The following is a 26,011-nucleotide window of genomic DNA, read 5'->3' on the forward strand; positions in this document are numbered from 1 at the left end:
CGCGCCGGCGGCCCGGAAACAGGGGGACGCACATGAAGACCAAAGGTCTCGTCTTTCTTTTCATAGCGGTGCTCGCTGGGCTGGCCGCCGTGGTGCTCGGAACGCGATGGCTGCAAACGATGGCCAAGCCGGGCGACAACCGCCTTGCCGTCGCGGCGGTCGAGCTGCAGCTCGGGGGGCGCATCACGCCCGATGCGATCCGCATGGTGGAATGGCCGTCCGGCAGCGTGCCCACTGGGGCCTTCAAGGATGCCGCTTCGCTCGACGGCCGCATCGCGGTCGCCAGCATCCTGCCCGGGGAGCCGATCCTCGAATCGCGGCTCGCCCCCGTCGGCACCAAGGGCGGGCTTTCGTCCGTCGTTCCCGAGGGCAAGCGGGCGATCACCGTGCGCGTGAATGACGTGATCGGCGTGGCCGGCTTCGCGCTGCCCGGCAACTACGTCGACATCATGGTCAACACCGAGAAGGCCGAGGCCAGCCGCGGCACCGGCGACGACAACATGATCTCCAAGATAGTCCTCGAGCGCATCCTCGTGCTGGCCGTGGCGCAGGAAGCCAACCGCGACGAAACCAAGCCCAAGGTCGTGAACGCCGTGACGCTCGAGGTCACGCCCGAACAGGCCGAACGGCTCGATCTTGCGCGCAGCGTCGGCACCCTGTCGCTGGTGCTGCGCAACCAGGTCGATTCGGATCCGGCAAAAACCGCCGGTATCACGAAGGCGGAACTGCTGCGCACGTCGGCGCTGGTGCCGCCGACTCCGGTTTCGCCCCCCCCGGCAGCGAAGGTGAAGAAGCCCGCCGCGAGCCGCCCGCGTCAACCAACCCGCGCTCCGGCGCCATCGACCGACAAGGTGGAAGTCATCCGCGGCCTGCAGCGCTCCACGGCCGAGTTCTGAGCACGCAGCGAATCTCGTACTGTAGGGAGCAACAACAATGAAAAGCCAATCTGCCGTACTCCGTGCCAAACCCGGCTTCAGTCACCTTGCCGCCTTCGCGCTGGCTGCAAGCCTGTCCGTCCCGATGTCCGCGATCGCCGCCAAGACCCCACCGGCCAAGGCTCCGGACCGGGGAGTGGAAACCGTTTACGCCGAATCGGCAGAAATCGGGCCGGCGATGAATCTCATGCTCGGAAAATCCACGCTACTGCGGCTGCCCGGCGCGATCGACCGGATCTCGGTCGGCAATCCGAACGTGGCCGACGTGACGCTCATCAGCGCACGCGAGCTGTACCTGCTGGGCAAGACCGTCGGTTCGACCAACGTCATCCTGTGGCGCAAGGGCGGTGCAACAACCATCGTCGACGTGTCGGTGAACGTGGATGCCGGCCGCCTGCAATCACGCATTCACGAGTTGCTGCCCGGGGAACAGGGCATCCGTGTCACTACCGCAGCCGAATCCATCGTCCTCACCGGCGAGGTCTCCAGCTCGTTGCGCGCCGAGGAGGCCGTTTCTATCGCGGAGGCCTACGTGCGCAACCTCAATCGCGGCCTCGTCCTGCCGGTGGTCGCAGGCGGCGGCCAAGTAGCATCGGGCACCACGATCAGCGTCGGTGAATCGCGCAGCACCACCGGGGCAGTGCGGGCGGCAGGCTCGCAAGTCGTCAACATGATGCGCGTCAGCGCGCCCCAGCAGGTGATGCTCGAGGTGAAGGTCGCCGAGATATCGAAAACCCTGCTCGACAAGTTGGGCGCCGAATTCCGCTTCTCGACGACCGGCGGCAACTGGACCTATTCCATCATCAACAGCCTGCTGACCGACAGCGCGGGCGTGCTGACCGCGATCAAGAGCCCCACCAAGCTGCTCGCGATCGACGCCGAGAAGCGCGACGGCCTGTTGAAGATCCTCGCCGAACCCAACATCGTCGCGATCAGCGGACAGGAAGGCAGCTTCCTCGCCGGCGGCAAGATCTTCATTCCGGTCGCGCGAGCCAACGCGACGACCGGCGGAACGACCATCACGCTGGAGGAAAAGGAGTTCGGTGTCGGCCTGAAGTTCACCCCGACAGTGCTGGACGGTGGCCGCATCAACCTGAAGGTCGCCCCGGAAGTATCCGAACTGTCGCAGACCGGCTCGCCCTTCACGACAATAGACGGCACCACCGCGATCCTGCCCAGCTTCACGGTCCGGCGCGCGCAGACGACGGTGCAGCTGATCGATGGACAGAGCTTCGCGATCGCCGGCCTGATCAAGAACAACGTCACCGAATCCGTGAAGCGCTTCCCCGGCCTCGGCGAAATTCCGATCCTCGGCGCCCTGTTCCGCAGCAGCGAGTTCCAGACCGACCGCAGCGAACTGATGTTCGTGATCACGCCGCGCCTCGTGAAACCTCTGGCGGCCAACTACGCGCTGCCGACCGACAACTTCGTGCCGCCGTCACGCGGGGAGTTCTTCCTGGAAGGCAGGATGGAAGGCCGCCCCTCGTTCGACGAAGCGCCTGCAGGCAACACACCGTCCGCCCCGGCCGACGGCGGATTCCAGACCCGATAAGAGGAGATGGCCATGCTCAGAGCACTTTCCACCCTCGTGTTCGTCGCCTCGGCCGTCGCGTCCGGATGCGCGACCACCACGCCCAACCTCGATGCAAAGTTCGGACATGCAGTCACCGCTGCGCGCGCGTTGCAGACGATCAATCCGGACGCGTCGCGCAACGCCGACCCGGTCGCCGGCATCGATGGCGAATCCGCCGGACACAGCATCGACCGCTACCACGACAGCTTCAAGGCGCCGCCCACTACCTTCTCGGTCATCAACATCGGCGAAGGCATCAGCAGCGGCCAATGAGCGCGGCAGGGGTTAGCGCAACCAGGGGAAACGCGGCAATGGCACCGACACCCTCGTTCAGGCACCGCCAGCGCGGCGTCGTGGCCGTCATGGCCGGGCTGACTGCCGTGACGCTATTCGCCTTCGGCGGAATCGTCCTCGACCTGGGACATCTCTACATCGCGAAGACGGAGTTGCAGAACGCCTCCGACGCGGCCGCACTGGCGGGTGCGAAGGAGCTGAACAACAAGTTGAGCGGGGTGACGGCCGCAGTGAACCGAGCCATTGCCACCGCCGCGCAGCACGAATACAACTTCAACTCCCCGGTAACGATCACCATCGCCAATATCCGCCTGGGCTCATGCCCGAATGCCAACAACCTCAACACCTGGAACCGCCCAGTCCTTCGTACACCGCCATGCACCTTCGTTTCCGCGGCGAGCGTCACCAGCGACACGGCTGCGTCCGGATTGACGTTCATGGAGGTGGATACGGGCGACCAGACCCTGAACACCTACCTGATGCGGGTCGCGAGTGCAGCCTTCGAGACGACGCAAACCGCCGGATATTCCGTTGCGGGACGTTTCTTCACCAACGTGACGCCCATTGGCGTGTGTGCGGTCGATCCTGACAACCTCACACGCAGCTATGTCTACCCTGACGGCAGCACCGAGTTGATCGAGCTCGGTTTCCGTCGCGGCGTGAGTTACAACATCATCGAACTGAACCCGCTTGGCAGCGCCTCCGGCACGCCGATGCTGATCAACCCGGTCGACGCCCCTCCGGCGATCTGCGATCCGAATCATTCGAGCGCCAATTTCACCGCGCCCTTCGTCTGCCAGGGCAACAGCGCGGTTGCCAACAACGTTGGCGCGAGTACTAAGGTCTATGTAAACACCGGCTTTTCTGCAGGGCCGATCCAGAGAGCACTTAACAGCCGTTTTGCCGATTTCGGTGGCGGCTCCCCTTGTGACCCGGCCACTGCTCCATCCGACAGTAACATTAGATATTTTGCAAAAAACCCTCCACCCCCTGCAATCGGTCAGCCCCGCGATTGGATGGAAAAAGACGCGAACGTTCTCCCTAAGGATTATCAGACGGTGACCCTGAACCGGGATGCTTCCGGAAATCTGACAGGTCTGCACGAACCGGATTATTGGCCGTATGCCGTGCCGCCTTCGCTTGCCGCGAACCCTTTCGCCCCGGCCCCCCCTCCTGTAACACCGACCCTGCCTTTCGAGCGGTATGGAGTTCTCTGGTCCTATTCGCGGCCTTATTCGGCGATCGGAACTCCCCCAAAGGCTGGCGACCCGATCACAGCGACGAATTTGAACTGGGCGAAACTCTACAACGCAGGAAGTCCGCAGACGACCACGGGAAAAGATCTGCTGGACGTCTACCCAACCGAAATTGGGTCCAATTTCACGGCGAACTCCCCTTCCTCACCCTCGCCTTATAACCAGACCGGCGGAAGTTATTTTGACCCGCCTCCGTTTGCATATCGCCCGGGCCGCGCGAACCGGCGAGTACTGAACATTGTGATCGTAGATTGCCGTGCTTTCGTCGGCACAACAGGCGGCTTGTCATGCGACGCGCTCCCCGTAAAAGCCATCGGCAAGTTCTTCATGCAGGTACCGGCCGATCTCAACGGATCGCCGAAGAAGATCGAAACCGAGTTCGCCGGACTTGTAGCCCCCACTCCCACTTCAGAAATAATGCTGTATCGGTGAAGCCATGAACGGACGCAATCTGCATTGTTGTCCAGCGGGTCAGCGCCAGACGGGAGTTGCCGCCGTCGAGCTGGCTTTCGTGATTTTCTTCCTGCTGCTGCTGGTGGCCGGCATCATCGAATTCGGCCGCGCCTTCTGGTATTACGACGCGCTGACGAAGGCAACGCGCGACGGTGCGCGGCTGCTGAGCATCGCCGAGCGCGCAGATTTCACATCCCATATCGGAACAGCCCAGACCCGCGTAATGAATTTGGGAAACGCAGCAAATCTGAGACCGCCCCTGACGGAATCCAACGTTGCCGTGACCTGCATGAACAAGGACTTCGGCGCGATCGGCTGCGGCAACGGCACCAGCGCACCCGAAAATATCCGCGTTGCCATTTCCGGCTACGCGATCGACATAGGGGGATTGTTTCCGTTCATTCTGCCGGGCACCGCAACAGTATTCGGGGGAATCCCCCTCGCGCCGCACACGACGATGCCCTACATGAAGTGAGGCGCGCGATGAAAAACCCCATTCACAGACAACAGATTGTGCGGCGGGAAAACGGCACCACTGCAGTGGAGTTCGCGATCGTTGCGATGGTATTTCTTATGATCGTGTTAGGCATCATGGAATTCGGCCGCCTCCTGTATGTGTGGAACACCGTGCAGGAGGTTACCCGCCGCGCAGCGCGCGAGGCAGTAGTTCGTACGGCGGACGACGCAAACAGGATTGCCCGCATGGCGGTATTTCACGATGAAGCCGGAAGCGGGACGGTGCACCTGCCCGCCGGACTCGAAATCAGCAATGCGGAAGTGAAACTCAATTATCTGAGGGGCGATCTTGCCGCTCCCAGCCCGATGCCCGTGGATGCGAGCGGCCGGTTTGATCCGGCCAAGAACCTCGCCGCATGCAATAGTGCCGACCCCACGGAACTGGCAAGCTGCGTCCGATTCGTCGAGGCATGCCTGGCCACGGACGGAGCATGCGCGAACACTGTGAAATACGCGCCGATGATCGGTCTCTTCCCGTTTCTTGCGATCGACATTCCTGTATCGCGCGTGCTCATGCCCGCCGAAAGCCTCGGCTTCAACATATCCGAATAGAAATAACCTTACGCCGCCCCCAAACAGGTCGCCAACATGAGCAAAACGCGCATCACCGTCGCATCCCTGGACAAGCAGCACCTGTCCGAGATCACCAGCATCCTCGAACAGGACGTGTCGATCGGCGAGGTCGTTCCGCTCCAGTGCCAGGCGGAGGGGCTCGACGCGATCAAGACCGCGCCGGACGTCCTCATCCTCAACGGCAACCTGCCCGAAACGGGCGGACTGGAAAGCCTCGAGCGGCTGCGTCTGAGAAGCCCCGAGACCGGGTTCATCGTCATCAGCGACAACAAGACCCCCGAATTCCTGCTGCGGGCGATGCGCGCCGGCGTGCGCGAGGTGCTGCCGAAGCCTGTGACCGACATGCAGCTGCGCGCAGCGATTCACCGCGTGGCGCCCAGGCGGAAAGTCGCGGAAGTGGGGCAGATTCTCGCGCTGACCTCATGCAAGGGCGGGAGCGGGTCGAGTTTTCTCGCGACCAACCTGGCGTGGATGCTCGCGGAGCAGTTCGGCAAGCGCGTCGCGCTGATCGACCTGAACCTGCAGTTCGGCGATGCGGCGATGTACGTCACCGACCAGAAGCCGGCCAGCAATCTGGCGCTCGTGTGCCAGCAGATCCATCGCCTGGACGCCGCTTTCCTGGAATCCGCGATGATCCAGGTGACACCGCGTTTCAGCCTGCTCGCCGCGCCCGACGATCCGGCCCACGCGGTCGACGTGCGCGCAGAGCATGTGGAGGCGATCCTGAAGGTGGCGCGGGCGAATTTCGACTTCGTGGTGGTGGACGTGGGCCGGTCGCTCGACGGGGTGAGCCTGAAGCCTTTCGACATGGCGGACATGATCTTCCCGGTGGTGCAATTGACGCTGCCCTTCATCCGCGAAGGAAAGCGCCTCGTTCAGGTATTCCAGTCCCTCGGATATCCGATGTCGAAGGTCGGCCTGATCGTCAATCGTTTCGACAAATCCAGCGAGATCAGCCTCGAGGACGTCGAGCGCACCGTGAACGCGAAGGTCTTCAAGGCGATCCCGAACGCATACGAGGCGGTCGCCGCATCGGTCAATCAGGGACGGCCGATTGCCCTGCTGGCGAAGAACAGCCCGGTCACGAAAACGCTGCGCGAGATCGCGGAATCGCTCACCAACGATTCCCCGAAAGCGGACAGGCCCTGGTTCTCGCGCCTGTTTGCGTCACGTTGAAGATTTTGAGCGGGAGAACCTGAAATGAGCTTGCGTCAGCGACTCGAAGCGGTATCGGCGGAGACTGCCCCGCACGAGATCGGGACCCCCGATGCCACCACCGGCCGGGCCTACCAGGCCCTGAAGCTGCGTATCCACCAGTTGCTGCTCTCGCGCATCGACCTCGAGGCGATGGAGAACCTGTCACCCGAGCAGTTGCGCGACGAACTGCGGCTGATGGTGGAACGCCTGCTTTCCGAGGAAAACATCGTCGTCAATGCCAACGAACGGCGCGATCTGGTGCGGGACATCCAGTACGAAATGCTGGGTCTGGGGCCGATCGAGCCACTGCTGGCCGACCCCACGGTGTCCGACATCCTGATCAACGGCTCACAGCAGGTCTATGTGGAGCGCCACGGCAAGCTCGAGTCGACCAACGTGAGCTTCAGCGACGACGCGCACCTGATGAAGATCATCGACAAGATCGTGTCGCGGGTCGGCCGGCGCGTCGATGAGTCCAGCCCCATGGTCGATGCGCGCCTGCCCGACGGCTCGCGCGTGAACGCGATCATTCCCCCGCTCGCGCTCGACGGCCCCATCGTCTCGATCCGGCGCTTCGCCGCGACGCCGCTGACGATGATGAAGCTCATCGACTACAAGACGCTCACGCCGCCGATGGCCGAGCTTCTTTCCGGGCTCGTGCGTTCCAAGGTGAACATTCTGATCTCGGGCGGCACGGGCAGCGGCAAGACGACGCTGCTGAACATTCTCTCCGGCTACATCCCTGGCGACGAGCGCATCGTGACGATCGAGGACGCAGCGGAACTGCAGCTGCAGCAGCCGCACGTGGTGCGCCTGGAAACCCGTCCGCCCAACATCGAAGGCAAGGGTGAGGTTACGCAGCGTTCGCTGGTGCGCAACGCGCTGCGCATGCGCCCGGACCGCATCATCCTCGGCGAGACACGCGGCGGGGAGGCCTTCGACGTGATGCAGGCGATGAACACCGGCCACGAAGGCTCGATGACGACGGTGCACGCGAACTCGGCGCGGGACGCCCTGGGCCGGATGGAGAACATGATCGGCATGGCCGGCGCGAACCTGCCACCCAAGGTGGCCCGCTCCCAGATCGCGAGCGCGATCGGCGTGATCGTGCAGACCAGCCGCCTGACCGACGGCAAGCGCAAGCTGATGAGCCTGCAGGAGATCACCGGCATGGAAGGCGACGTGATCACGATGCAGGAGATCTTCACCTTCCGCCAGACGGGCATTTCCGACAACGGGGCGGTTGAAGGGTATTTCACCGCGACAGGGGTACGCCCGCACTTCGCGGACCGGTTGCGCTCCTTCGGCGTGACGCTGCCCGAAGACATGTTCAACCCGGCGCGGCGCTTCGAGTGAGGTAGCCATGGACATCCTGAGCGTCCTCTTTGCCCTCGCGGTGTTTATCGCGGTGGTGCTGGCCCTGGAAGGCGGCTTCCTGTGGTGGAACGCGACACATAGCGCAGAAGCGCAGCGTCTGAGCCGACGGTTGGAAGAAGTCGCAACTGGCGTCACGCAGGAACGTCCCCGTACGCTCCTCAAGGATCCGAAGGGCACCGGTTCGGAGTTTGGGGACCGCATCCTCGAGGCGATTCCGCACCTGCATGGACTGAACCGCCTCATCGTGCAATCACGCCTGAATCTGAGCTTCGCACAGTTCGTCGGCTGGACCCTCGGGCTGGCAGCGCTGGGGTTCATCCTGGCGCTGGTCCTCAAGCTGCACATCGTGGTGGCATTGATCGCGGCAGCCCTTCTCGCGCTGATACCCCTGATCTATGTGGTCCGCGCACGCAAAAAGCATATGGAGACCTTCGAGCGCCAGCTTCCGGAGGCCCTGGACCTGATGGGGCGGGCGCTGCGCGCCGGACATGCCTTCCCGACCGCGGTAAAGATGGTTGCCGATGAAATGAAGGATCCCATCGGCGGCGAATTCCGCATCCTGTTCGACGAAACGAACTACGGAGTGCCGCAGCAGACCGCCCTGCTCAACCTCGCCTCCCGAACTGACAGCACGGACCTGAGCTACTTCGTGATCGCGGTGCTGATCCAGCGCGATTCCGGCGGCAACCTCGCCGAGTTGCTGGACAACATCAGCGCCATCATTCGCGCACGCCTGAAGCTCTACGGGGAAATCCGCACGCTGTCTGCCGAAGGGCGCCTGTCCGCTTGGATTCTTGGCCTGTTACCTTTCGTGATGACCGGAGTGATCAACCTTGTAAATCCCGGATTCATGAGGATCCTTTGGCACGATGAACTCGGCCTGAAGATGATCGGTGTTGCCCTGACAATGATGGTGATCGGCGTGCTGTGGATGCGCAAGATCATCCGGATTCGTGTCTAGCACAGCGGAACGGAGGAGAAAACGGATATGGACTACAACCAGATCGCATTCCTCGCGCTGCTGTTCATTGCCGTAACGGCCGGCGCGTTTTTTGTGATGACGCGCTTCACCCGGTCGGCAACGGTCGAGCGTATGCAGGCGCTCGGCGGCGGGCACAAGGCCGCAGCACCCCCGGTATCCGACACCTGGATCGAGCACATGGTAAAGCTCACCGGGCCGCTCGCGAAGCTTTCCACCCCCGAGGACAGCGAGCACATATCGGCACTGCACATCCGCTTCCTGCATGCTGGCATCCGCAATCAGTCTGCGCCCTACGCCTACTTTGGCATCAAGACCGCGCTCGCGCTGGGGCTGCCGCTGCTGGCGTATTTCACAATCCTGATCACGACACCCGAACTGAAGTTTCAGGGGACGCTGCTGGTAATCCTGATTACTGCAGCGATCGGCTACTACCTGCCGAATTCGATTCTGGAGCGATTGATCTTTCTGCGGCAGAGGGAAATCTTCGAGAGTTTTCCCGACGCGCTGGACTTGATGACCGTGTGCGTGGAGGCAGGCTTGGGTATCGAGGCCGCGCTCGTTCGCGTGGCGGACGAAATGCAGCACAAGAGCGCGGCGCTGTCGGAGGAACTGCACCTCGTCACGCTGGAACTGCGTGCTGGCATGGAACGCGCGCGCGCATTGCGCAATCTTGCGATCCGCACGGGCGTCGAAGAGGTGGAAGGGTTCGTCGCGATGATCATCCAGGCTGAACGTTTCGGTACCAGCATCGCATCGTCGCTCCGCGTGCATTCCGACATGCTGCGCACGCGGCGGCGCCAGAAGGCCGAGGAAGCCGCGGCCAAGATCGCATTGAAACTCCTATTCCCGCTGATTTTCTGTATTTTCCCGTCGCTGATGCTCGTGCTGCTCGGACCGGCAGTGATTCAGGTCTACCGCATCCTGTTGCCTACCCTCGCCGGCACGTCAGGCGGCTGACCCCAAAGGGGACTGCGATGACAAAGAACAAGATCGTATTCGCGCTGAAACCCGTGCTCGCGGCGATGGTGTTCGGCGCGTGCAGCACGACACCGACCATGCCGCCCAAGGCATGGTCGGTCGACCCGGTGCTCGAAATCCAGCACGCCGGCCGCGACGCGGACACCTACTACCAGCTCGGCCGCTATCATGACGGACAGGACCGGCTCGGCGTTGCGGTCGCCGCCTACAGGGTCGCCGTGGCTGCGAATCCGCAGCACGGCATGGCATGGAATGCGCTGGGAACGGCACTTGCGAGGACCGGCAGACTCGCCGAAGCCATCGGCGCGTTCGAGACGGCAGCGGCGATTGCGTCCGATGCGAGCCACATCCAGAACAATCTCGGATATGCGCTGATGCTCGCGGGGCGCGACAAGGACGCCGTCGTGCCGCTCCGCCGCGCAATCGGTCTGGACCGCAGCAACCGCCACGCCTGGCGCAACCTGGAAACTGCCTATGGGCGCATGGGTGAGCGCGAACAGGCGATGGTGGCCAAGGCATTCGCGGACGCCGGCCAGCCACCGACCACCGCACCGGAAACACAGCCCGTCGCAGCAACCGAAGACCCGCCGCAGACCGGCAGCGTCCTCGTGCAAATCGCGGAGAACGTGTTCGAACTGCGGGCCCCCGCTGCGTCGCACACCGAAGCCGTCGCGGAGGCCGCAACCATTATCACGGCAGCGGTCGCGCCGGTTGCCGGTGCGCCTGTCGCAATGGCTCATCCCGTCCCGGCGTCAGGAGAAGCCATCCGCAGCAGCACGTTGCCGCCCGAGCCGCGAATCGAGGCGATCGCCCCCACTGCTGCCGCCACTTCGGTCCCGGCCCCGCGGAGACCGCAGCTCGTCGCACGCATCGTCCGGTACGAAATCACCAACGGCCAGGGCGGCGAAGGACTCGCCCGCCGCCTCTCCGCGCTGCTGGGACGCGAGGGTTTTGAGCGTCCCCGCCTCACGAACCACAAACCCTTCGACCAGATGGCGTCCTACGTTGAATACCGCGAAGGCTACCGTGAAGCTGCCGCGGCCTTCGCGAAGCGACTGCCATTCGGCACCGAACTGCGCGCCGCATCCGGCAACCTTGTCATGACCGACGTGCGCCTGATGTTGGGCAAGGACCTGAACGTCAGCGATGCCTGTTCGGCGCTGGGGCTCTGCTCCAACTACGCGCGCAATGCGGCACCGGCCAAGCAGGCCCAGACGGGAGGATTCACTCGCGCCAGCGGCAAGGCCCGCGAAGCGCGACGCCAGACTAGCGATCCGATCTGACACCCGCGCTCAGAGACCCGAATCCGCAAAAACAAACGCCCGCAAGACAATCCTTGCGGGCGTTTGTCTTGATGGGCCCCGCGCCGCGGAGCCCCGGATGCACGCTCAGTGCGACGCCGCGCTCGCCGCGCCCACACCCGTCTGCGCACGCACATACTGGTCGTCGAAAGCCTCGATTTCCTTCTGTGCAGCGACGCTGCTGTCCATCTTCGACACGACGATCGCGAGGATGAAGGCGATCGGCATCGAGAACAGCGCCGGCTGGGTGTAGGGGAAGATCGCCGAGGCGTTGTGCAGCACGTCGACCCACACGGATTTCGACAGCACGACGAAGGTCACGGCGCTGGCGAGGCCGGAGTAGCCGCCGACAAGCGCGCCGCGGGTCGTCAGGCCCTTCCAGTACATCGACAGGATCAGCACCGGGAAGTTGGCCGAGGCCGCGACGCCGAAGGCCAGCGCGACCATGAACGCGATGTTCATCTTCTCGAAGGCCATGCCGAGCAGGACGGCGACGATACCGAGGCCGATGGTGGCGAACTTCGACACCTTCAGCTCGGTCGTCTCGGACGCCTTGCCCTTCATGATGACGCGGGCGTAGATGTCGTGCGAGATCGCCGAGGCGCCTGCGAGAGCGAGGCCGGCCACCACCGCGAGGATGGTCGCGAAGGCCACCGCCGACAGGAAGCCCAACAGCAGGTTGCCGCCGACCGCCTTGGCGAGGTGCATCGCGATCATGTTGCCGCCGCCGATGACCTTGCCACCGATCTGGCCGCCCTCGAAGAACTCGGGGTTGGTGCCGACGATCAGGATCGCGCACAGGCCCATGATAGCGATGACGTTGAAGAAGTACGCGACGATGCCCGAGGCGTAGAGCACCGACTTGCGCGCTTCCTTGGCGTCGGTGACGGTGAAGAAGCGCATCAGGATGTGCGGCAGACCGGCGGTGCCGAACATCAGGCCGAGGCCCAGCGAGATCGCGGTGACCGGATCGGCGAGCAGGCTGCCCGGGGCGAGGAGCTTGCCGCCGAGCTTGTGCACTTCCATCGCGCGGGTGGTCAGCTCGTCGAAGCTGAAGCCGAACTGGCTGAACGCGAGCAGCATCACGGTGGTGCCACCGATCAGCAGCATGCAGGCCTTGATGATCTGCACCCAGGTCGTGGCGACCATGCCGCCGAAGGTCACGTACACCATCATCAGCGCGCCGACCACGAACAGCGCGATGTTGTAGTCGAGGCCGAACAGCAGCTTGATGAGCTGGCCGGCGCCGACCATCTGCGCGACGAGGTAGAAGCACACCACGGTCAGCGAGCTGACGGCGGCCATCGTGCGCACCTTGCCCTGGTCGAGGCGGTAGGCGGTGATGTCGGCGAAGGTGAACTTGCCGAGGTTGCGCAGGCGTTCGGCCATCAGGAACAGGATGATGGGCCAGCCGACGAAGAACGCAATCATGTAGATGTACGCATCGACGCCCTGCGTGTACATCATCGCGGTGAGACCCAGCAGGGTCGCGGCGGACATGTAGTCGCCCGCGATCGCCAGCCCGTTCTGCCAGCCGGTGATGCCACCGCCGGCGGTGTAGAAGTCGGACGTCGACTTGGTGCGCGATGCGGCCCAGTAGGTGATGCCGAGCGTCAGCATCACGAACACGAAGAACATGCCGATCGCGTGCAGGTTGAGGCCCTGCTTTTCGGTCTGGGCGATGGCGTCACCGGCGATCGCCGATGCGCTCACGGACAGCGGCAACAGGCCGGCGGCCAGGCGCGAGATAACGGAGGCTTTCATTATTTTTCCTCCTTCCACGCGGCGCGCACGATCTCGTTGTTGATGTCGTCGAATTCGCCGTTGGCGCGACGCACGTAGATCAGGGTCAGAACCCAGAAGAACACGAACTGGAACAACCCGACCGCAACGCCGAAGGTCAGGTTGCTGCCTTCGGACAGCCGCTTCGCGATGAGCTCGGGCGCGAACGCGACGAGCAGCACGAAGCCGTAGAAGATCGCCAGGACGACGATCGACAGGATCGTGGCAAAGCGGGTGCGCTTCGCCACGAGTTCCGCGAAACGCGGATTGCGCCGGATGTGCGCATACATTGATACAGACATTTCCCTCTCCCTCCAAGAAAAGCAACGATGTCACGCTGCCCTCCACACTCCGCCTCTTGCCCACCCGATGTCTGTCGCACCGGTGTCGGCGAGCGGATGATATATCATCTACAAGACTCCATACCATGACGTATGGAGTTTTTTTAATTAATTGATAAATTGAATTTTTCTACCATTTTCGAAGCGACGGACAAACCCCGGACATGAGCGGCGAGATACTCTTTTCCACCGACGGCGACATCGCCACGCTGACCCTCTCCAACCCCGACAAGCTGAACGCGATCGACTCCGCAATGTGGGTCGCGCTGCGCGAAGCCTTCGAGCGCATCGCCGCCGATTCCGCGCTGCGCGGCGTGATCCTGCGCGGCGCGGGCGACAAGGCGTTCGCTGCGGGCGGCGACATCGAGGAATTTTTGACCGTGCGCGCGACTGTCGATGACGCCCTGCACTACCACGACACGCTGGTCGCGGCGGCGCTGGACGCGATCCGTGCCTGCGCGATTCCCACGGTGGCGGCGATCCAGGGTGCCTGTGTCGGCGGCGGACTGGAGATCGCCGGCTGCTGCGACCTGCGCATCGCCGGCGAGTCGGCGCGCTTCGGCGCCCCGATCAACCGCCTGGGCTTCTCGATGTATCCGGGCGAGATGGCGGGCCTGCTGGAGCTCGTCGGCCCGGCGGTGCTGCTGGAGATCCTGCTCGAAGGGCGCATCCTCGACGCGCGCGAGGCGCTGCAGAAGGGCCTGCTGACGCGCGTGACCGACGACGAGAAGGTGCTCGACGAAGCCCGCGCGAGCGCCGCGCGCATCGCCGCCGGCGCGCCACTGGTCGCGCGCTGGCACAAGCAGTGGGTGCACCGCCTGATGCGCGGCGGCGCCCTGGGCGAGGAAGAAAAGCGCGCCGCCTTCGACTTCCTCGCGACGAACGACTACAAGGAAGGCTTGGACGCCTTCTTCGCGAAGCGCAAGCCGGTATTCAAGGGGCGTTGACTCGTAGGGCGGATGAGCCGAAGGCGTTATCCGCCGGATGGGTTATGACGAAGGGCATTTGATAGGCGTGACGTGGCACATGCGGCGGAAGGCGCTTCGCTTTTCCGCCCTACGGATCAAGCGTCAAACGGCCCACGCCGCCGGCAACACCGCCGACAGATCCAGGTTCGCCGCGACGCTGTCCGCCAGCCGATCAAGATCGGCCTCGCGCCGCGCCGCGAGATCGACCGTCTCGACCTCCCCCGCCCCGGCCCACGCGAGCAGCGCGGACAGCGCTTCCGGCGCATCGAACAGGCCGTGCAGGTAGGTGCCGAGGATCTGCCCGTCGGCCGACAGCGCGCCGTCGGGCCGGCCATCGGCGAAGTGCAGCGCGGGGCGGTCGAGCGCTGCGCCGCGGCTCACGCCCATGTGGATCTCGTAGCCCGTGACCGCGGCCGCGCCGGGCAGGCACAGTTCGCCGCGACGGTTCTCGAGCTGCTTTTCGGCCTCGAGGACGGTTTCCATGTCGAGCAGCCCCAAGCCCGCGACGGTGCTCGGCGCCCCTTCCAGCCCCTGCGGGTCGGCGAGCGCGGAGCCGAGCATCTGGAAGCCGCCGCAGACCCCCACCACCTTGCCGCCGTAGCGCAGATGGCGCTTGAGCGCGGGCTCCCAGCCCTGCGCGCGCAGCCAGGCGAGGTCCGCCTGCACGCTCTTGGAGCCGGGCAGCACGATCAGGTCGGCGGACGGGATCGCCTGGCCCGGTCCGACCCAGCGGAAATCGACCTGCGGGTGCAGGCGCAGCGCGTCGAGGTCGGTGTGGTTCGAGATGCGCGGATAGACCGGCGCGACCACCCGCAGGCGCGCCTCGCCCTTGTCGACGCGGGCTTCGCCGAGCGCGTCCTCGGCGTCGAGGAAGAGGCCGTGCAGGTAGGGCAGCACGCCCAGCACCGGCCGGCCGGTGCGTTCTTCAAGCCAGTCCAGCCCCGACTGCAACAGGCCGATGTCGCCGCGGAAGCGGTTGATGACGAAGCCTTTCACGCGCGCCTGCTCGGACGGCGACAGCAGTTCCAGCGTGCCGACGAGATGCGCGAACACGCCGCCGCGGTCGATGTCGGCGACGAGGATCACCGGCACGTCGGCCGCTTCGGCAAAGCCCATGTTGGCGATGTCGCGATCGCGCAGGTTGATCTCCGCGGGGCTGCCAGCGCCTTCGACGAGCACGCAGTCGTAGGCGCTGGTGAGGCGGTCCCAGGACTGCATCACCGCCTTCATCGCGGTCGGCTTGTAGGCGTGGTAATCGCGTGCCGAGAGGTTCGCGGCGACCTTGCCATGGATGACGACCTGCGCGCCGATGTCGGTCGACGGCTTGAGCAGCACCGGATTGAAGTCGGTGTGCGGCTGCAGCCCGGCGGCCAGCGCCTGCAGGGCCTGCGCACGGCCGATCTCGCCGCCATCGCTCGTCACCGCGGAATTGAGCGCCATGTTCTGCGGCTTGAACGGCGCCACGCGCACGCCACGCCGCGCCAGCATGCGCGCGAGTCCCGCGACCAGCGTGCTCTTGCCCGCATCGGAGGTCGTTCCCTGCACCATCAGGGTGATTGCTTGCGGCATGGCGTAGAATCCCGGCTCGTTCAAAGTGGCGGATTATCGCCGATAAGCTTCGCGCCGATGATTTCCCTGTTCATCAAACTCCTCGCCGGCATCGCCCTCGACCGTCTGCTCGGCGAGCCACGCCGCTGGCATCCGCTGGTCGGCTTCGGCCGCTGGGCCGGCTGGCTCGAAACGCGCCTGCGCCCGCTGCTGCCGACCCGCGCGGGCGGGCTGCTGGCGTGGCTGCTGGCGATCGGGCCGTGGCTCGCGCTCGCGCTGTGGCTGCGCGCCAGCCATCCCGCCGCGCACTGGGTCGTCGACATCGGCCTGCTGTATTTCGCGCTCGGCGCGCGCAGCCTCGCGCAGCATGCCGAGGCGATCGCGGCACCGCTCGCGGCCGGCGACCTCGACGCGGCGCGCGAGCGCGTCGGCTGGATCGTCAGCCGCGATACGCGCGCGCTGGACGCGACCGGCGTCGCGAAGGCCGGCACCGAGTCGGTGCTTGAGAACGGCAACGATGCGGTCTTCGGCGCGCTGTTCTGGTTCTGCATCGCGGGCGGCGCCGGGGCGCTGGTGTTCCGCCTCGCCAACACGCTCGACGCGATGTGGGGTTACCGCACCGAACGCTTCATCCGCTTCGGCTGGGCGGCGGCGCGCCTCGACGACGCGCTGAACTGGATCCCCGCGCGACTCACCGCGCTGACCTACACGCTGCTCGGCCGCAGCCGCGACGCGCTCGCATGCTGGCGCGAGCAGGCCCCCGCCTGGGACAGCCCCAACGCCGGGCCGGTGATGGCGGCAGGCGCGGGTGCGCTCGGCGTCCGCCTCGGCGGTGCAGCGATCTACCACGGGCGCGAGGAACAGCGCCCGCCGCTCGGCTGCGGCAACGCGCCCGATGCCGCGAGCGTGCGCGCGGCGGTGCGCTTGCTGGAACGCGGCATGCTGCTGTGGCTGGGCATCGTGGCCGCCGGCGCGCTGCTCGCAGGCATCGCATGAGCTTCGCCGGGGACGCACATGCTTGAGCACGGCGGACGCCTGCGCCGCGCGGCGCAACAATACGGCATCCCGCTCGCCGACTGGCTGGACCTGTCGACCGGGATCAATCCGCACGCGTGGCCCGTCCCGCCCGTTCCGGGCGCCGCGTGGCACCGTCTGCCGGAGGATGATGACGGGCTGGAGGGCGCCGCCGCGGCCTACTACGGCACCGACCAGCTGCTGCCGGTCGCCGGCTCGCAACCGGCGATCCAGGCCCTGCCGGCGCTGATCCCGGGCGAGCGCGTGACCGTGCTCGCGCCGACCTACGCCGAGCATCCTCACGCCTGGCGCGGCCGCAGGCTGCGCGCGCTCGCCGCCGACGCCGTCGATGCGGCGATCGACGACACCGACGTGCTGCTCCTCGTGCATCCCAACAACCCGTCCGGGGCACGCTTTGCGCGCGAGAAGCTGCTCGACTGGCACGCGCGCCTCGCGGCCCGTGGCGGCTGGCTGGTGGTCGACGAAGCCTTCATCGATGCGGCGCCGGCCGAAAGTCTCGCGTCGGCCGCCGGGCGGCCGAACCTCGTGGTCCTGCGCTCGCTCGGCAAGTTCTTCGGCCTCGCCGGCGCGCGCGTCGGCTTCGTGCTCGCCCCGGCGGAACTGCGCGCACGCCTCGCCGACCTGCTGGGCCCGTGGACACTCAGCGGCCCGGCGCGCCATGTCGCGCGCGCGGCGCTCACCGACCGCGGGTGGCAGGACGCGATGCGCGCCCGCCTGGAAGGCGAAGCGGCACGCCTCGCCGCCCTGCTGCGCCACGGCGGCCTCGGCGAACCCGCCGGGCCGGCGCTGTTCCAGTGGGTGCGGCATGCGGATGCCCCCACCGTGCAGGACCACCTCGCGCGCGCCGGCATCCTCGTGCGCCGTTTCGACGCACCGGCCAGCCTGCGCTTCGGCCTGCCGCCCGACGAAACCGGCTGGGAGCGCCTCGCCGCGGCGCTCGACACCTTGCGCCCACGCGCCTGACATGCAGCTCGACCACCACGTCAACACCATCGGGCGCCACCTGCGTGCACGCTTCGGCGAGCGCGTGCACAAGCTGCCGCTGCACGCGAACTTCACCTGCCCGAACCGCGACGGCACGCTCGGACGCGGTGGCTGCACCTTCTGCAACGTGCGCGCGTTCAGCGACGAAGCCGAAGCGCCGATCGCTCAGCAGCTCGACACCGGGCGCGTGCGCACCGACCGCGCGCGCCGCTACCTCGCCTACTTCCAGGCCTACACCAGCACTTACGCGGAAGTGGCGACGCTGCAGCGGCTGTATGAGGAGGCCCTCGCGGGCGCCGACATCGTCGGACTGTGCGTCGGCACGCGCCCCGACTGCGTGCCCGACGCCGCGCTGGATCTCCTCGCCGGCTACCACGAGCGCGGCTACGAAGTGTGGCTGGAACTGGGCCTGCAGAGCGCCTTCGACGACACCCTCGCGCGCGTCAATCGCGGTCACGGCTTCGCCGCCTACGCCGACGCGGTGGCGCGCGCCCGTGCCCGCGGGATTCCCGTGTGCACGCACCTCATCGTCGGCCTGCCGGGCGAGTCGCCCGAGCGCAGCCTCGACACGCTCGAGCGCGTGCTCGAATGCGGCGTCGCGGGGCTGAAACTGCATCCGCTGATGATCGTCAAGGGCAGCCGGCTCGCCGCCGCGTGGCGCCGCGGCGAGATCGCGCCGCCGGACGCCGCCCGCTACGCCGACGTCGCCGCCGAGATGATCCGCCGCACGCCCGCGAACGTCGTGTACCACCGCGTCTCGGCCACCGCCAACGCGCCGACCCTGCTCGCGCCGGCCTGGTGCGCGTCACGCTTCGAAGGCATCCACGCGATCGCCCGCCGGCTTGCCGCGACCGGCCCGCAGGGCAGCCTCACGGCGCAGCCGCTCGGCCCCCCGCTCCCTTTTTCCCGCGAACACCGCGCCCCTGCCTGACATGCCCACGCCCCTCCGCCTGTACCCCCGGTTCGGTGCCCTCTGCTGCGCGCTCTCGATCGCCGCAAGCCTGTTCATTGCAGTCCCTGCCCAGGCCGAGCTGCTGATGCGCGACGACACCGGCCACGAACTGCGGCTCGCGCGACCCGCCGAACGCATCGTCAGCCTCGCACCGCACGTCACCGAGCTGCTGTATGCCGCCGGCGCCGGCGCGCGCGTCGTCGGCGCCGTCGCCTACAGCGACTTTCCCGAAGCCGCACGCAAGCTGCCGCGCGTCGGCGGCTACAGCAACGTGGATATGGAGGCCATCGCCGCGCTCAAGCCCGATCTGGTGATCGCCTGGAAGAGCGGCAACCGCGATGCGCACCTCGACAAGCTCGCGGCGCTCGGCATCCCCGTCTACATGAACGAACCGCGCAGCCTGGACGACGTCGCGCACAGCCTGGAAAACATCGGCCGGCTGGCCGGAACGGACAAGTCAGCCCGCGCCGCGGCCGATGCCTTCCGCGCCCGCAAGGCGGCGCTCGCCGAACGCTACAGCCAGCGGCCGCGCGTGCGCATGTTCTACCAGATCTGGGACAAGCCGCTGATGACGATCAACGACGAGCACCTCATCTCGGACGTGATCCGGCTGTGCGGCGGGGAAAACGTGTTCGGCCGACTGAGCCAGCTCGCGCCGACGATCGGCGTGGAGAGCGTGCTCGCGGCCGATCCGGAAGCGATCGTCGCCAGCGGCATGGGCGAGGCGCGCCCGGATTGGCTCGATCACTGGAAGCGCTGGCCGAAGCTGGCGGCCGTTGCGCGCGACAACCTGTACTTCGTCCCGCCGGAGCTGATCCAGCGCCACACGCCGCGCATCCTCGACGGCGCGACGATGCTGTGCGAACAGCTGGAAGAGGCGCGCCGCAAGCGCCGCGGCGCGAAGTGACGCGGCGAACTCAGGCGCGGCGCGCACGCTCGTAGCGGCGGCGCCAGTCGCGCCGGGAGTCCTGCCACCACGCGCGGTCGAAGACCCACGACAGCGTCGGCAGGATGGGGCCGAGATGCGTCGTCGCCAGCGACTCGCCGCCGCACACCGGCACGGCCGGATCGACGCGCAGCACGCGCAGCCGGTCCGCCAGGGTCGGGTGGAAGTCCGCGGTCGACGCGGTGCCGCCGAACATGTCGCGAATGTCGACCGGGCCGGGTTCCGGGCGGCGGAAGCCGGCCATCACCCCGAGGCCCATCTCGCGGAACGGACGGACCAGCGGCTGCGGCGCCGTACGGCTTTGCTCCATGATCTTGCGCCAGTAATCCTCGTTGAGGAAACGCTCCTTCAGCGCGACCTCGACGAGCGCTTCGCCGACGCGCTGCGCCCCGACGACGTGCGCTGCGCCCGCGTCCGCCTCGAATTCCTCCAGCCGCGACAGGCGCATCGCCGCGCGCAGGTCGCCCGCAGACCAGCGCTCGAGCATGCCGCCCAGGCGCGGCATGTCTTCGATGCAGCGATCGAGCGCGCGGAACCACCACGCGCGCAGGTGCCCCCACCATGCATGCAAGCCCTGGCGCTGCGCCGCGAGGTGGGCAAATTCGTGCGCGAGGATGGCGCCGAACTGGCGCCGTGAGACGCTGTGGGCGAGCGGCAGTCCGATCATCAGGTGGGTTTCGAGCGGCCCGACCCAGCCCCAGCGCGGGCGCTGCAGGATCGCGGCGTTCATGTCGCCGACCACCCACACGGCGTCGATGCGGATGCCGCCGAAACGCTTGCCCATCCTGTCCACGAGGCCGAACAGTTCTTCCGCGAGCTCGCGCGGCAGCCGGACGCCGTCCGGCTTCGCCGTCGGTGCAAGAAGCCAGCCGAGGATCAACGCACACGCGGCAAGCGCGACGAGGAAACTGACCACCGCCGCCACGGCGTGGGCGACGTCGCCGTCGACGAGCGCCGCCCAGGTCCAGCCGACCAGCAGCACCGCCGCCGTGCCGAGGACGGCGGCGAGCAGCGTCATCGTCGAAAGGCCGATCGCAGCGCGCAGCCCGAGTGTGCGGGCGAGGCGTGCGCGGGTGCGCGAGAGGCGGGTCGGGACGGCTGCCATGAACGATGCTCCGCTATAAACCATGCTGGAAACGCGGAATATACTGAACCAGCGGTAAACGCAACAGTGCACCTTAGTGATACGCGACCCGACAAATTGCATATAAATCAAGGCTAAAGCCGCGAAGACCGGAGCTGGGCGGCGCGTCGACACCTTGCTGCAGCGCAAGAAAGACGTGTACAATTACAACACCTGCAGCCTTGCCAATCGGCCGCAGCCCTCCCATAACGACCGCTGACGACCCGTTTCCCGGTCGCACGTCCCCCCGCCCGCCTCGATTGGTGCCGCTCGCAACGCAGCGGCAGGCCGTCGCTGGAGCATCCTACTTGATCACTTCCGAAGTTTCCTTCGCCAGTCTTGGACTGGCCGAACCTCTTTTGCGCGCCATTTCCGAGTCCGGCTACACGCAGCCGACGCCGATCCAGGCACAGGCGATTCCGCTGGTGCTGGCCGGCGGCGACCTGCTCGCTGCGGCCCAGACCGGCACCGGCAAGACCGCCGGCTTCACGCTGCCGCTGCTGCATCGCCTGTCGACGACGTCCGCAGCGGTGAAACCCGGCCGCCCCCGCTGCCTCATCCTCACCCCGACGCGCGAGCTCGCGGCGCAGGTCGAGGAGTCCGTACAGACCTACGGCAAGCACCTGCCGCTCACGTCGATGGTGATGTTCGGCGGGGTGAACATCAATCCGCAGATCGCGGCACTGAAGAAGCGCGTCGACATCCTCGTCGCGACGCCGGGGCGCCTGCTCGACCACGCCGGGCAGAAGACGATCGACCTGTCGGGCGTCGAGATCCTCGTCCTCGACGAGGCCGACCGCATGCTCGACATGGGCTTCATCCGCGACATCCGCAAGGTGCTCGCGCTGCTGCCGAAACAGCGCCAGAACCTGCTGTTCTCGGCGACCTTCTCGGACGAGATCCGTTCGCTCGCCAACGGCCTGCTGAACAATCCGGGCTGCGTCGAAGTCGCGCGCCGCAACACGACCACCGAGCTCGTCGAGCAGTCGGTGTATCTGGTGCCGCAGAAGCAGAAGCGCGACCTGCTGGTGCATCTGGTGAAGGAGCACGACTGGCACCAGGTGCTGGTGTTCACGCGCACCAAGCACGGCGCCAACCGGCTGGCCGAATATCTCGGCAAGCACGGCATCCCGGCCGCCGCGATCCATGGCAACAAGAGCCAGTCGGCGCGCACCAAGGCGCTGTCGCAGTTCAAGGACAACTCCCTGCCGGTGCTCGTCGCGACCGACATCGCGGCGCGCGGCCTGGACATCGACCAGCTGCCGCAGGTCGTTAACTTCGAGCTGCCGAACGTGCCGGAAGACTACGTGCACCGCATCGGCCGCACCGGCCGCGCGGGCGCGACCGGCAAGGCGATCTCCCTGGTCGACGGCGAGGAGAAGCCCTACCTGGCGTCGATCGAGCGGCTCATCAAGCGCACCATCGATCGCACCCCCGTGCCGGCCTTCGTGACGCACGCCCCGGACCCGGGCGACAACGACCGCCCGCCGCGCGACCCGCGCCAGTCCGGCCGCCGCAACGATGGCCGCGCGCCGCGCCAGCCGCAGACCGAACGCCCGGCGCCGCGCGCGCAGAGCCATGCGCCGAACCGCCAGCCGGCACGGCAGGGCGAAGCGGCCGGATCGGGGAACCGTCCGGCACGCCCCGAAGGGCAGAGCGGCCGCAATCCGCGCGCCGGCGAGCCGAACGCCAAGCGCCCGCAGGACTCCGGTGCGAACCGCGCTCCGCGATCGGCGGAAGCGCCGCGTCAGCCCGCGCAACGTCCGGAGGCGGGCCGTCGTCCCGCACCGCGCGCGGCGCTCTTCAGCGCCAAATCGGGCGGCCGCGGCGACTGAGCATCAGCGCGGCCGGCGCGGCTCAGCCGCGCCGCACCCCGACGAGCTTCTGGTAAAGACCACCGAAACAGGTGGTCTTTTTCCATGTGAAGGCCTCGCCCAGCGGCGATAGCGTCGTGATGTCGGTGTCGAGCAGCGAGGGCGCGAACGGTTCGAGCCAGCGGAACACCTGCGCCATGATCGGCCGCAGCGGGTGCCACGGGCGGGTGCGGTGGTAATCGACGAACACGATCTTGCCGCCCGGGCGCACCGCCCCCAGCAGGTTGTGCACGATGCACGCGCGCTCGACCGGCGGAACTTCATGCAGCAGAAAGAAGCAGCATACGGCGTCGCTGGCCTCGGCGGCGACGCAGCCGGGCCGCGCCAGATCGCCCTGGCGTACCTGCGCGTGCGCGAGGCCGTCGAGCTTGCGGCGGGCGTTGGCGACCTGGATCGGCGCGACGTCGACGACATCCAGCACCCCTTCGGGGCCGACACGCTCGGCGAGCATGCGCGAGAAGCGGCCATACACGCAGGCGGCCTGCAGCAGCCGCTGCCCGGGCGCAAACTCCTCCACCGCCGCGCGCATCAGGCGCCCGGCATTGCCCCACAGGATCGCGGAGACCACCAGCGAGCGGTCGAGCCAGGGCAGCGTATGACGGTTCAGATAGGCCCAGTGATAGGTGCGCGACAGATACGACGGGACGGCGCAGGCGCGGGTCACGGGTGGCGTCATGGCGGGATCGGCGGAAAGCTCTGTCATATCCGCCAGCATAACCGGATCCGCATCGCGGCGGAACGCGGCCTGCATACGCCGGAATAATCGCGCGACCTGCCCGGTCGGCAAGCGGCTGGCAAATGACGCAACGGGCACTTGCGTTGCACCGGAAGCTTCGCCTATCCTCTGCGTGTTTCGATCCGGGTTCCCCGCCGTGCGACCGCGCGACGGGGTGAAACGGGAAGTCCGGTGACGTCCGGGAGCACACGCTTCCGACCAGTCCGGCGCAGCCCCCGCTGCTGTAAGCCTGACGGATCCGCCACACGCCACTGAGCCTTGCGCTCGGGAAGGCGGCGGAATCCGGGAGAAGGCAAGCCAGAAGACCGGCCCGATCGATTTGGTAGGTTTGTGCCTCGGGGTGAGGGCTTGCCGACTGGAATCCGATCGCGTCCGCCGCAACCAGCGCTCCGCACGCACTCAGCGACCAGCCACAAGTACCGACCGGACTGCGCCCGCTTCGCGACGCCCGTCCATCGACTCCCTTCCCCCGATGCGTTTTCAGACGCGCGCGTGGGAGTCGTCATGCAATCCGATCACAAGCCCGGCACCGTATGGTTCGTCGGCGCCGGCCCGGGAGACCCGGACCTGATCACCGTCAAAGGCCGTCGCCTGCTTGAGCAGGCAGGCGGCATCCTGTTCGCGGGATCGCTCGTCGATCAGGCGGCAACCCTCTATGCCCCCGAAGGCTGCGCGATCCGCGACTCGAAGGACATGACGCTCGAGGAAATGAGCGCGTGGCTGATCGACGCCGCGTCGCGCTGCGAGACCGTGGTGCGCCTGCAGACCGGCGATCCGGGCCTGTACGGGGCGCTCGTCGAGATGACGCGCCTGCTCGATGCCGCCGGCGTGCCGTGGAAGGTCGTGCCGGGCGTGTCCTCGGCGCTCGCTTCGGCCGCGGCCGCCGGCGAGACGCTGACGCTGCCGGAAGTCACGCAGACCGTGATCCTCACGCGCGTCGCCGGCCGCACGCCGATGCCCGCGGGCGAGGAGCTCGACGCGCTCGCGGCGCACCGCACGACGCTGTGCATCTTCCTCTCGATCACGCTGCTGCACGAGGTGCAGGACGCGCTGCGCCGCGCCGGCTGGCCGGAGGACGCGCCGATCCTGGTCGTGCAGAAGGCGAGCTGGCCGGGCGAGGAGAAGATCGTCCGCGGCACGCTCGCCGACATCAAGAAGAAGTGCCAGGCCGAGAAAATCGCCTCGCAGGCGATGATCATCGCGAGCCCCGCGCTGGGCGCCCGCGACTGGCCCGAGATCGCCCGTTCCAAACTCTACGACCCGAGCTTCAGCCACCGCTTCCGCCGGGCCTCCGTCACGGAGAACGCATGATGCAAGACACCACGATCCTGCTGGTCGGCCACGGCTCGCGCAACCGCGCGGGCAACGACGAGATCGAACGCTTTGCCGCCGAGTGGCGCGCGCGACGCCCCGAGTGGCGCATCGAGGCCTGCTTCATCGAGTACGCCGACGTGCTGCTCGACACGGGACTGGATCGCGCGGCTCACGACGCGAAGCGCGTGATCGTGATCCCCTTCATCCTCAACGCCGCGGGCCACGTGAAGATGGAAATCCCCGCCGCGATCGAGGCCGCGCGCGAACGCCACCCGGAAGTGGCCTTCGAATGCACGCGCCACCTCGGCATGGGACGCGAAATCTTCGACGTGCTGATGGGGCAGCTCGACCGCCTGATGCACGCGCTGCACATGCCCGATCCCTGCACCACGGGCGTGATCCTGCTCGGGCGCGGCTCGTCGGACGCGGGCGCGAACGGCGAGCTCGCGAAGATGGCGCGCTGGATGTTCGAAGCCACCGACCACGAGCTGGTCGATCTCGCCTTCACCGGCGTGACCTGGCCGCGGCTCGAGACGGCCGTGCAGCGCCAGGTGCGCCTCGGCATGACGCAGATCGCGGTGGTGCCGGTGTATCTCTTCACCGGGGTGCTGATCGAGCGCATCGACGCGCAGCTCGCGCGCCTGCGTGCGCAGTATCCGCAGATCGCGTTCGCGCTCGGCACGCATTTCGGCTTCGACAAGGGGATCTTCACGCTCGTCGAAGCGCGGGTCGCCGACGCACACAGCGATGAAGAGGCGCTCCTCGAATGCGACGGCTGCAAGTACCGCCTCGCCGCCGAAGCCGAGCACCTGCACGACCACAGCCACACCGCTGGCCACCACGATCACGGCGCGCACCACCACGATCACGGCCACGAGCACCACGACCACGATCATGGCCACGGCTGCGCCCACACCCCATCGACCAGCAATCGGCCGCACGCCGGCTGCGCCCACCACGCCCACGCCTGAAA

At 66.8% G+C, this 26,011-nt stretch carries 24 protein-coding genes and 1 riboswitch; of the genes, 19 read left to right on the forward strand and 5 right to left on the reverse strand.

The window, feature by feature from the left end:
- Positions 1–32 precede the first annotated feature (32 nt).
- The 11 genes from cpaB to GPA22_RS04980 are packed head-to-tail and all read left to right on the forward strand — an operon-like array spanning position 33 to position 11,417.
- The gene (gene cpaB, locus GPA22_RS04930; RefSeq protein ID WP_169254988.1) at positions 33–896 is read left to right on the forward strand and encodes a Flp pilus assembly protein CpaB; all 864 of its coding nucleotides are present in this window, start codon (positions 33–35) and stop codon (positions 894–896) included.
- Between the two features lie 37 nt (positions 897–933).
- Entirely contained in the window at positions 934–2,487 is a 1,554-nt protein-coding gene (locus tag GPA22_RS04935; RefSeq protein ID WP_211168942.1) for a type II and III secretion system protein family protein, read from the forward strand.
- Positions 2,488–2,499: 12 nt separating this feature from the next.
- The gene (locus GPA22_RS04940) at positions 2,500–2,781 is read left to right on the forward strand and encodes a hypothetical protein (protein WP_169254989.1); all 282 of its coding nucleotides are present in this window, start codon (positions 2,500–2,502) and stop codon (positions 2,779–2,781) included.
- A gap of 38 nt (positions 2,782–2,819) precedes the next feature.
- Positions 2,820–4,490: a pilus assembly protein TadG-related protein gene (locus GPA22_RS04945; protein WP_169254990.1), complete on the forward strand. Its 1,671-nt coding sequence runs from the start codon at positions 2,820–2,822 to the stop codon at positions 4,488–4,490.
- Between the two features lie 4 nt (positions 4,491–4,494).
- Complete coding sequence (locus GPA22_RS04950) at positions 4,495–4,986, forward strand: TadE/TadG family type IV pilus assembly protein (protein ID WP_169254991.1); 492 nt, start codon at positions 4,495–4,497, stop codon at positions 4,984–4,986.
- Positions 4,987–4,994: 8 nt separating this feature from the next.
- Entirely contained in the window at positions 4,995–5,579 is a 585-nt protein-coding gene (locus tag GPA22_RS04955; protein ID WP_211168943.1) for a TadE/TadG family type IV pilus assembly protein, read from the forward strand.
- A gap of 36 nt (positions 5,580–5,615) precedes the next feature.
- Positions 5,616–6,776 (forward strand): CpaE/TadZ family protein, encoded by a 1,161-nt coding sequence (locus tag GPA22_RS04960; protein WP_169254992.1) that lies wholly within the window; start codon positions 5,616–5,618, stop codon positions 6,774–6,776.
- A 24-nt stretch (positions 6,777–6,800) separates the two neighbouring features.
- Positions 6,801–8,153, forward strand: coding sequence for a TadA family conjugal transfer-associated ATPase (locus GPA22_RS04965; protein WP_169254993.1), 1,353 nt, complete (start codon positions 6,801–6,803; stop codon positions 8,151–8,153).
- A gap of 7 nt (positions 8,154–8,160) precedes the next feature.
- The gene (locus tag GPA22_RS04970) at positions 8,161–9,135 is read left to right on the forward strand and encodes a type II secretion system F family protein (protein ID WP_169254994.1); all 975 of its coding nucleotides are present in this window, start codon (positions 8,161–8,163) and stop codon (positions 9,133–9,135) included.
- Between the two features lie 27 nt (positions 9,136–9,162).
- On the forward strand, positions 9,163–10,113 hold the full coding sequence (locus GPA22_RS04975; RefSeq protein ID WP_169254995.1) for a type II secretion system F family protein: 951 nt from the start codon (positions 9,163–9,165) through the stop codon (positions 10,111–10,113).
- A gap of 17 nt (positions 10,114–10,130) precedes the next feature.
- On the forward strand, positions 10,131–11,417 hold the full coding sequence (locus GPA22_RS04980) for a LytR C-terminal domain-containing protein (RefSeq protein ID WP_169254996.1): 1,287 nt from the start codon (positions 10,131–10,133) through the stop codon (positions 11,415–11,417).
- A 105-nt stretch (positions 11,418–11,522) separates the two neighbouring features.
- On the opposite strand, the gene GPA22_RS04985 is transcribed toward GPA22_RS04980, so the two are convergent.
- A complete protein-coding gene (locus GPA22_RS04985; protein WP_169254997.1) occupies positions 11,523–13,199 on the reverse strand; it encodes a cation acetate symporter in 1,677 nt (558 codons plus the stop codon).
- Positions 13,199–13,519, reverse strand: coding sequence for a DUF485 domain-containing protein (locus GPA22_RS04990; protein WP_425483944.1), 321 nt, complete (start codon positions 13,517–13,519; stop codon positions 13,199–13,201). The genes GPA22_RS04985 and GPA22_RS04990 overlap by 1 nt, the downstream gene beginning before the upstream one ends.
- A gap of 203 nt (positions 13,520–13,722) precedes the next feature.
- Between GPA22_RS04990 and GPA22_RS04995 the strand changes: the two genes are divergently transcribed.
- Complete coding sequence (locus GPA22_RS04995; protein ID WP_169254998.1) at positions 13,723–14,505, forward strand: enoyl-CoA hydratase/isomerase family protein; 783 nt, start codon at positions 13,723–13,725, stop codon at positions 14,503–14,505.
- A 123-nt stretch (positions 14,506–14,628) separates the two neighbouring features.
- Here the strand turns inward: GPA22_RS04995 and GPA22_RS05000 are convergent, their stop codons facing one another.
- Entirely contained in the window at positions 14,629–16,095 is a 1,467-nt protein-coding gene (locus tag GPA22_RS05000) for a cobyric acid synthase (protein WP_169254999.1), read from the reverse strand.
- 57 nt (positions 16,096–16,152) lie between these two features.
- Here GPA22_RS05000 and cbiB point away from each other — a divergent pair, with 57 nt between their 5' ends.
- From cbiB to GPA22_RS05020, 4 genes are read left to right on the forward strand one after another with little or no spacing between them, the layout of a single operon-like run.
- Positions 16,153–17,070: an adenosylcobinamide-phosphate synthase CbiB gene (gene cbiB, locus GPA22_RS05005; protein WP_169255000.1), complete on the forward strand. Its 918-nt coding sequence runs from the start codon at positions 16,153–16,155 to the stop codon at positions 17,068–17,070.
- 18 nt (positions 17,071–17,088) lie between these two features.
- Positions 17,089–18,072 carry a threonine-phosphate decarboxylase CobD gene (cobD, locus tag GPA22_RS05010; protein ID WP_169255001.1) on the forward strand — a complete coding sequence of 328 codons (984 nt, stop codon included), beginning with the start codon at positions 17,089–17,091 and terminating at the stop codon, positions 18,070–18,072.
- A 1-nt stretch (position 18,073) separates the two neighbouring features.
- Entirely contained in the window at positions 18,074–19,024 is a 951-nt protein-coding gene (gene mnmL, locus GPA22_RS05015) for a tRNA modification radical SAM protein MnmL/YtqA (protein ID WP_169255002.1), read from the forward strand.
- 1 nt (position 19,025) lies between these two features.
- Positions 19,026–19,952 (forward strand): cobalamin-binding protein, encoded by a 927-nt coding sequence (locus GPA22_RS05020; protein WP_169255003.1) that lies wholly within the window; start codon positions 19,026–19,028, stop codon positions 19,950–19,952.
- A gap of 10 nt (positions 19,953–19,962) precedes the next feature.
- Here the strand turns inward: GPA22_RS05020 and GPA22_RS05025 are convergent, their stop codons facing one another.
- Positions 19,963–21,096, reverse strand: a complete 1,134-nt coding sequence (locus GPA22_RS05025; protein WP_169255004.1) for a M48 family metallopeptidase — start codon at positions 21,094–21,096, stop codon at positions 19,963–19,965.
- A gap of 329 nt (positions 21,097–21,425) precedes the next feature.
- Between GPA22_RS05025 and GPA22_RS05030 the strand changes: the two genes are divergently transcribed.
- The gene (locus GPA22_RS05030; protein ID WP_169255104.1) at positions 21,426–22,949 is read left to right on the forward strand and encodes a DEAD/DEAH box helicase; all 1,524 of its coding nucleotides are present in this window, start codon (positions 21,426–21,428) and stop codon (positions 22,947–22,949) included.
- Between the two features lie 22 nt (positions 22,950–22,971).
- On the opposite strand, the gene rquA is transcribed toward GPA22_RS05030, so the two are convergent.
- Positions 22,972–23,664 (reverse strand): rhodoquinone biosynthesis methyltransferase RquA, encoded by a 693-nt coding sequence (gene rquA, locus GPA22_RS05035; protein ID WP_246264087.1) that lies wholly within the window; start codon positions 23,662–23,664, stop codon positions 22,972–22,974.
- A gap of 166 nt (positions 23,665–23,830) precedes the next feature.
- A riboswitch (cobalamin riboswitch) is annotated at positions 23,831–24,052 on the forward strand.
- A gap of 176 nt (positions 24,053–24,228) precedes the next feature.
- Between rquA and cobM the strand changes: the two genes are divergently transcribed.
- The gene (cobM, locus tag GPA22_RS05040; RefSeq protein WP_169255006.1) at positions 24,229–25,035 is read left to right on the forward strand and encodes a precorrin-4 C(11)-methyltransferase; all 807 of its coding nucleotides are present in this window, start codon (positions 24,229–24,231) and stop codon (positions 25,033–25,035) included.
- Positions 25,035–26,009, forward strand: coding sequence for a sirohydrochlorin chelatase (locus GPA22_RS05045; RefSeq protein WP_169255105.1), 975 nt, complete (start codon positions 25,035–25,037; stop codon positions 26,007–26,009). The genes cobM and GPA22_RS05045 overlap by 1 nt, the downstream gene beginning before the upstream one ends.
- Positions 26,010–26,011 lie beyond the last annotated feature (2 nt).

The sequence above is a fragment of the Aromatoleum toluvorans genome, assembly GCF_012910905.1.
GTDB lineage: Bacteria > Pseudomonadota > Gammaproteobacteria > Burkholderiales > Rhodocyclaceae > Aromatoleum > Aromatoleum toluvorans.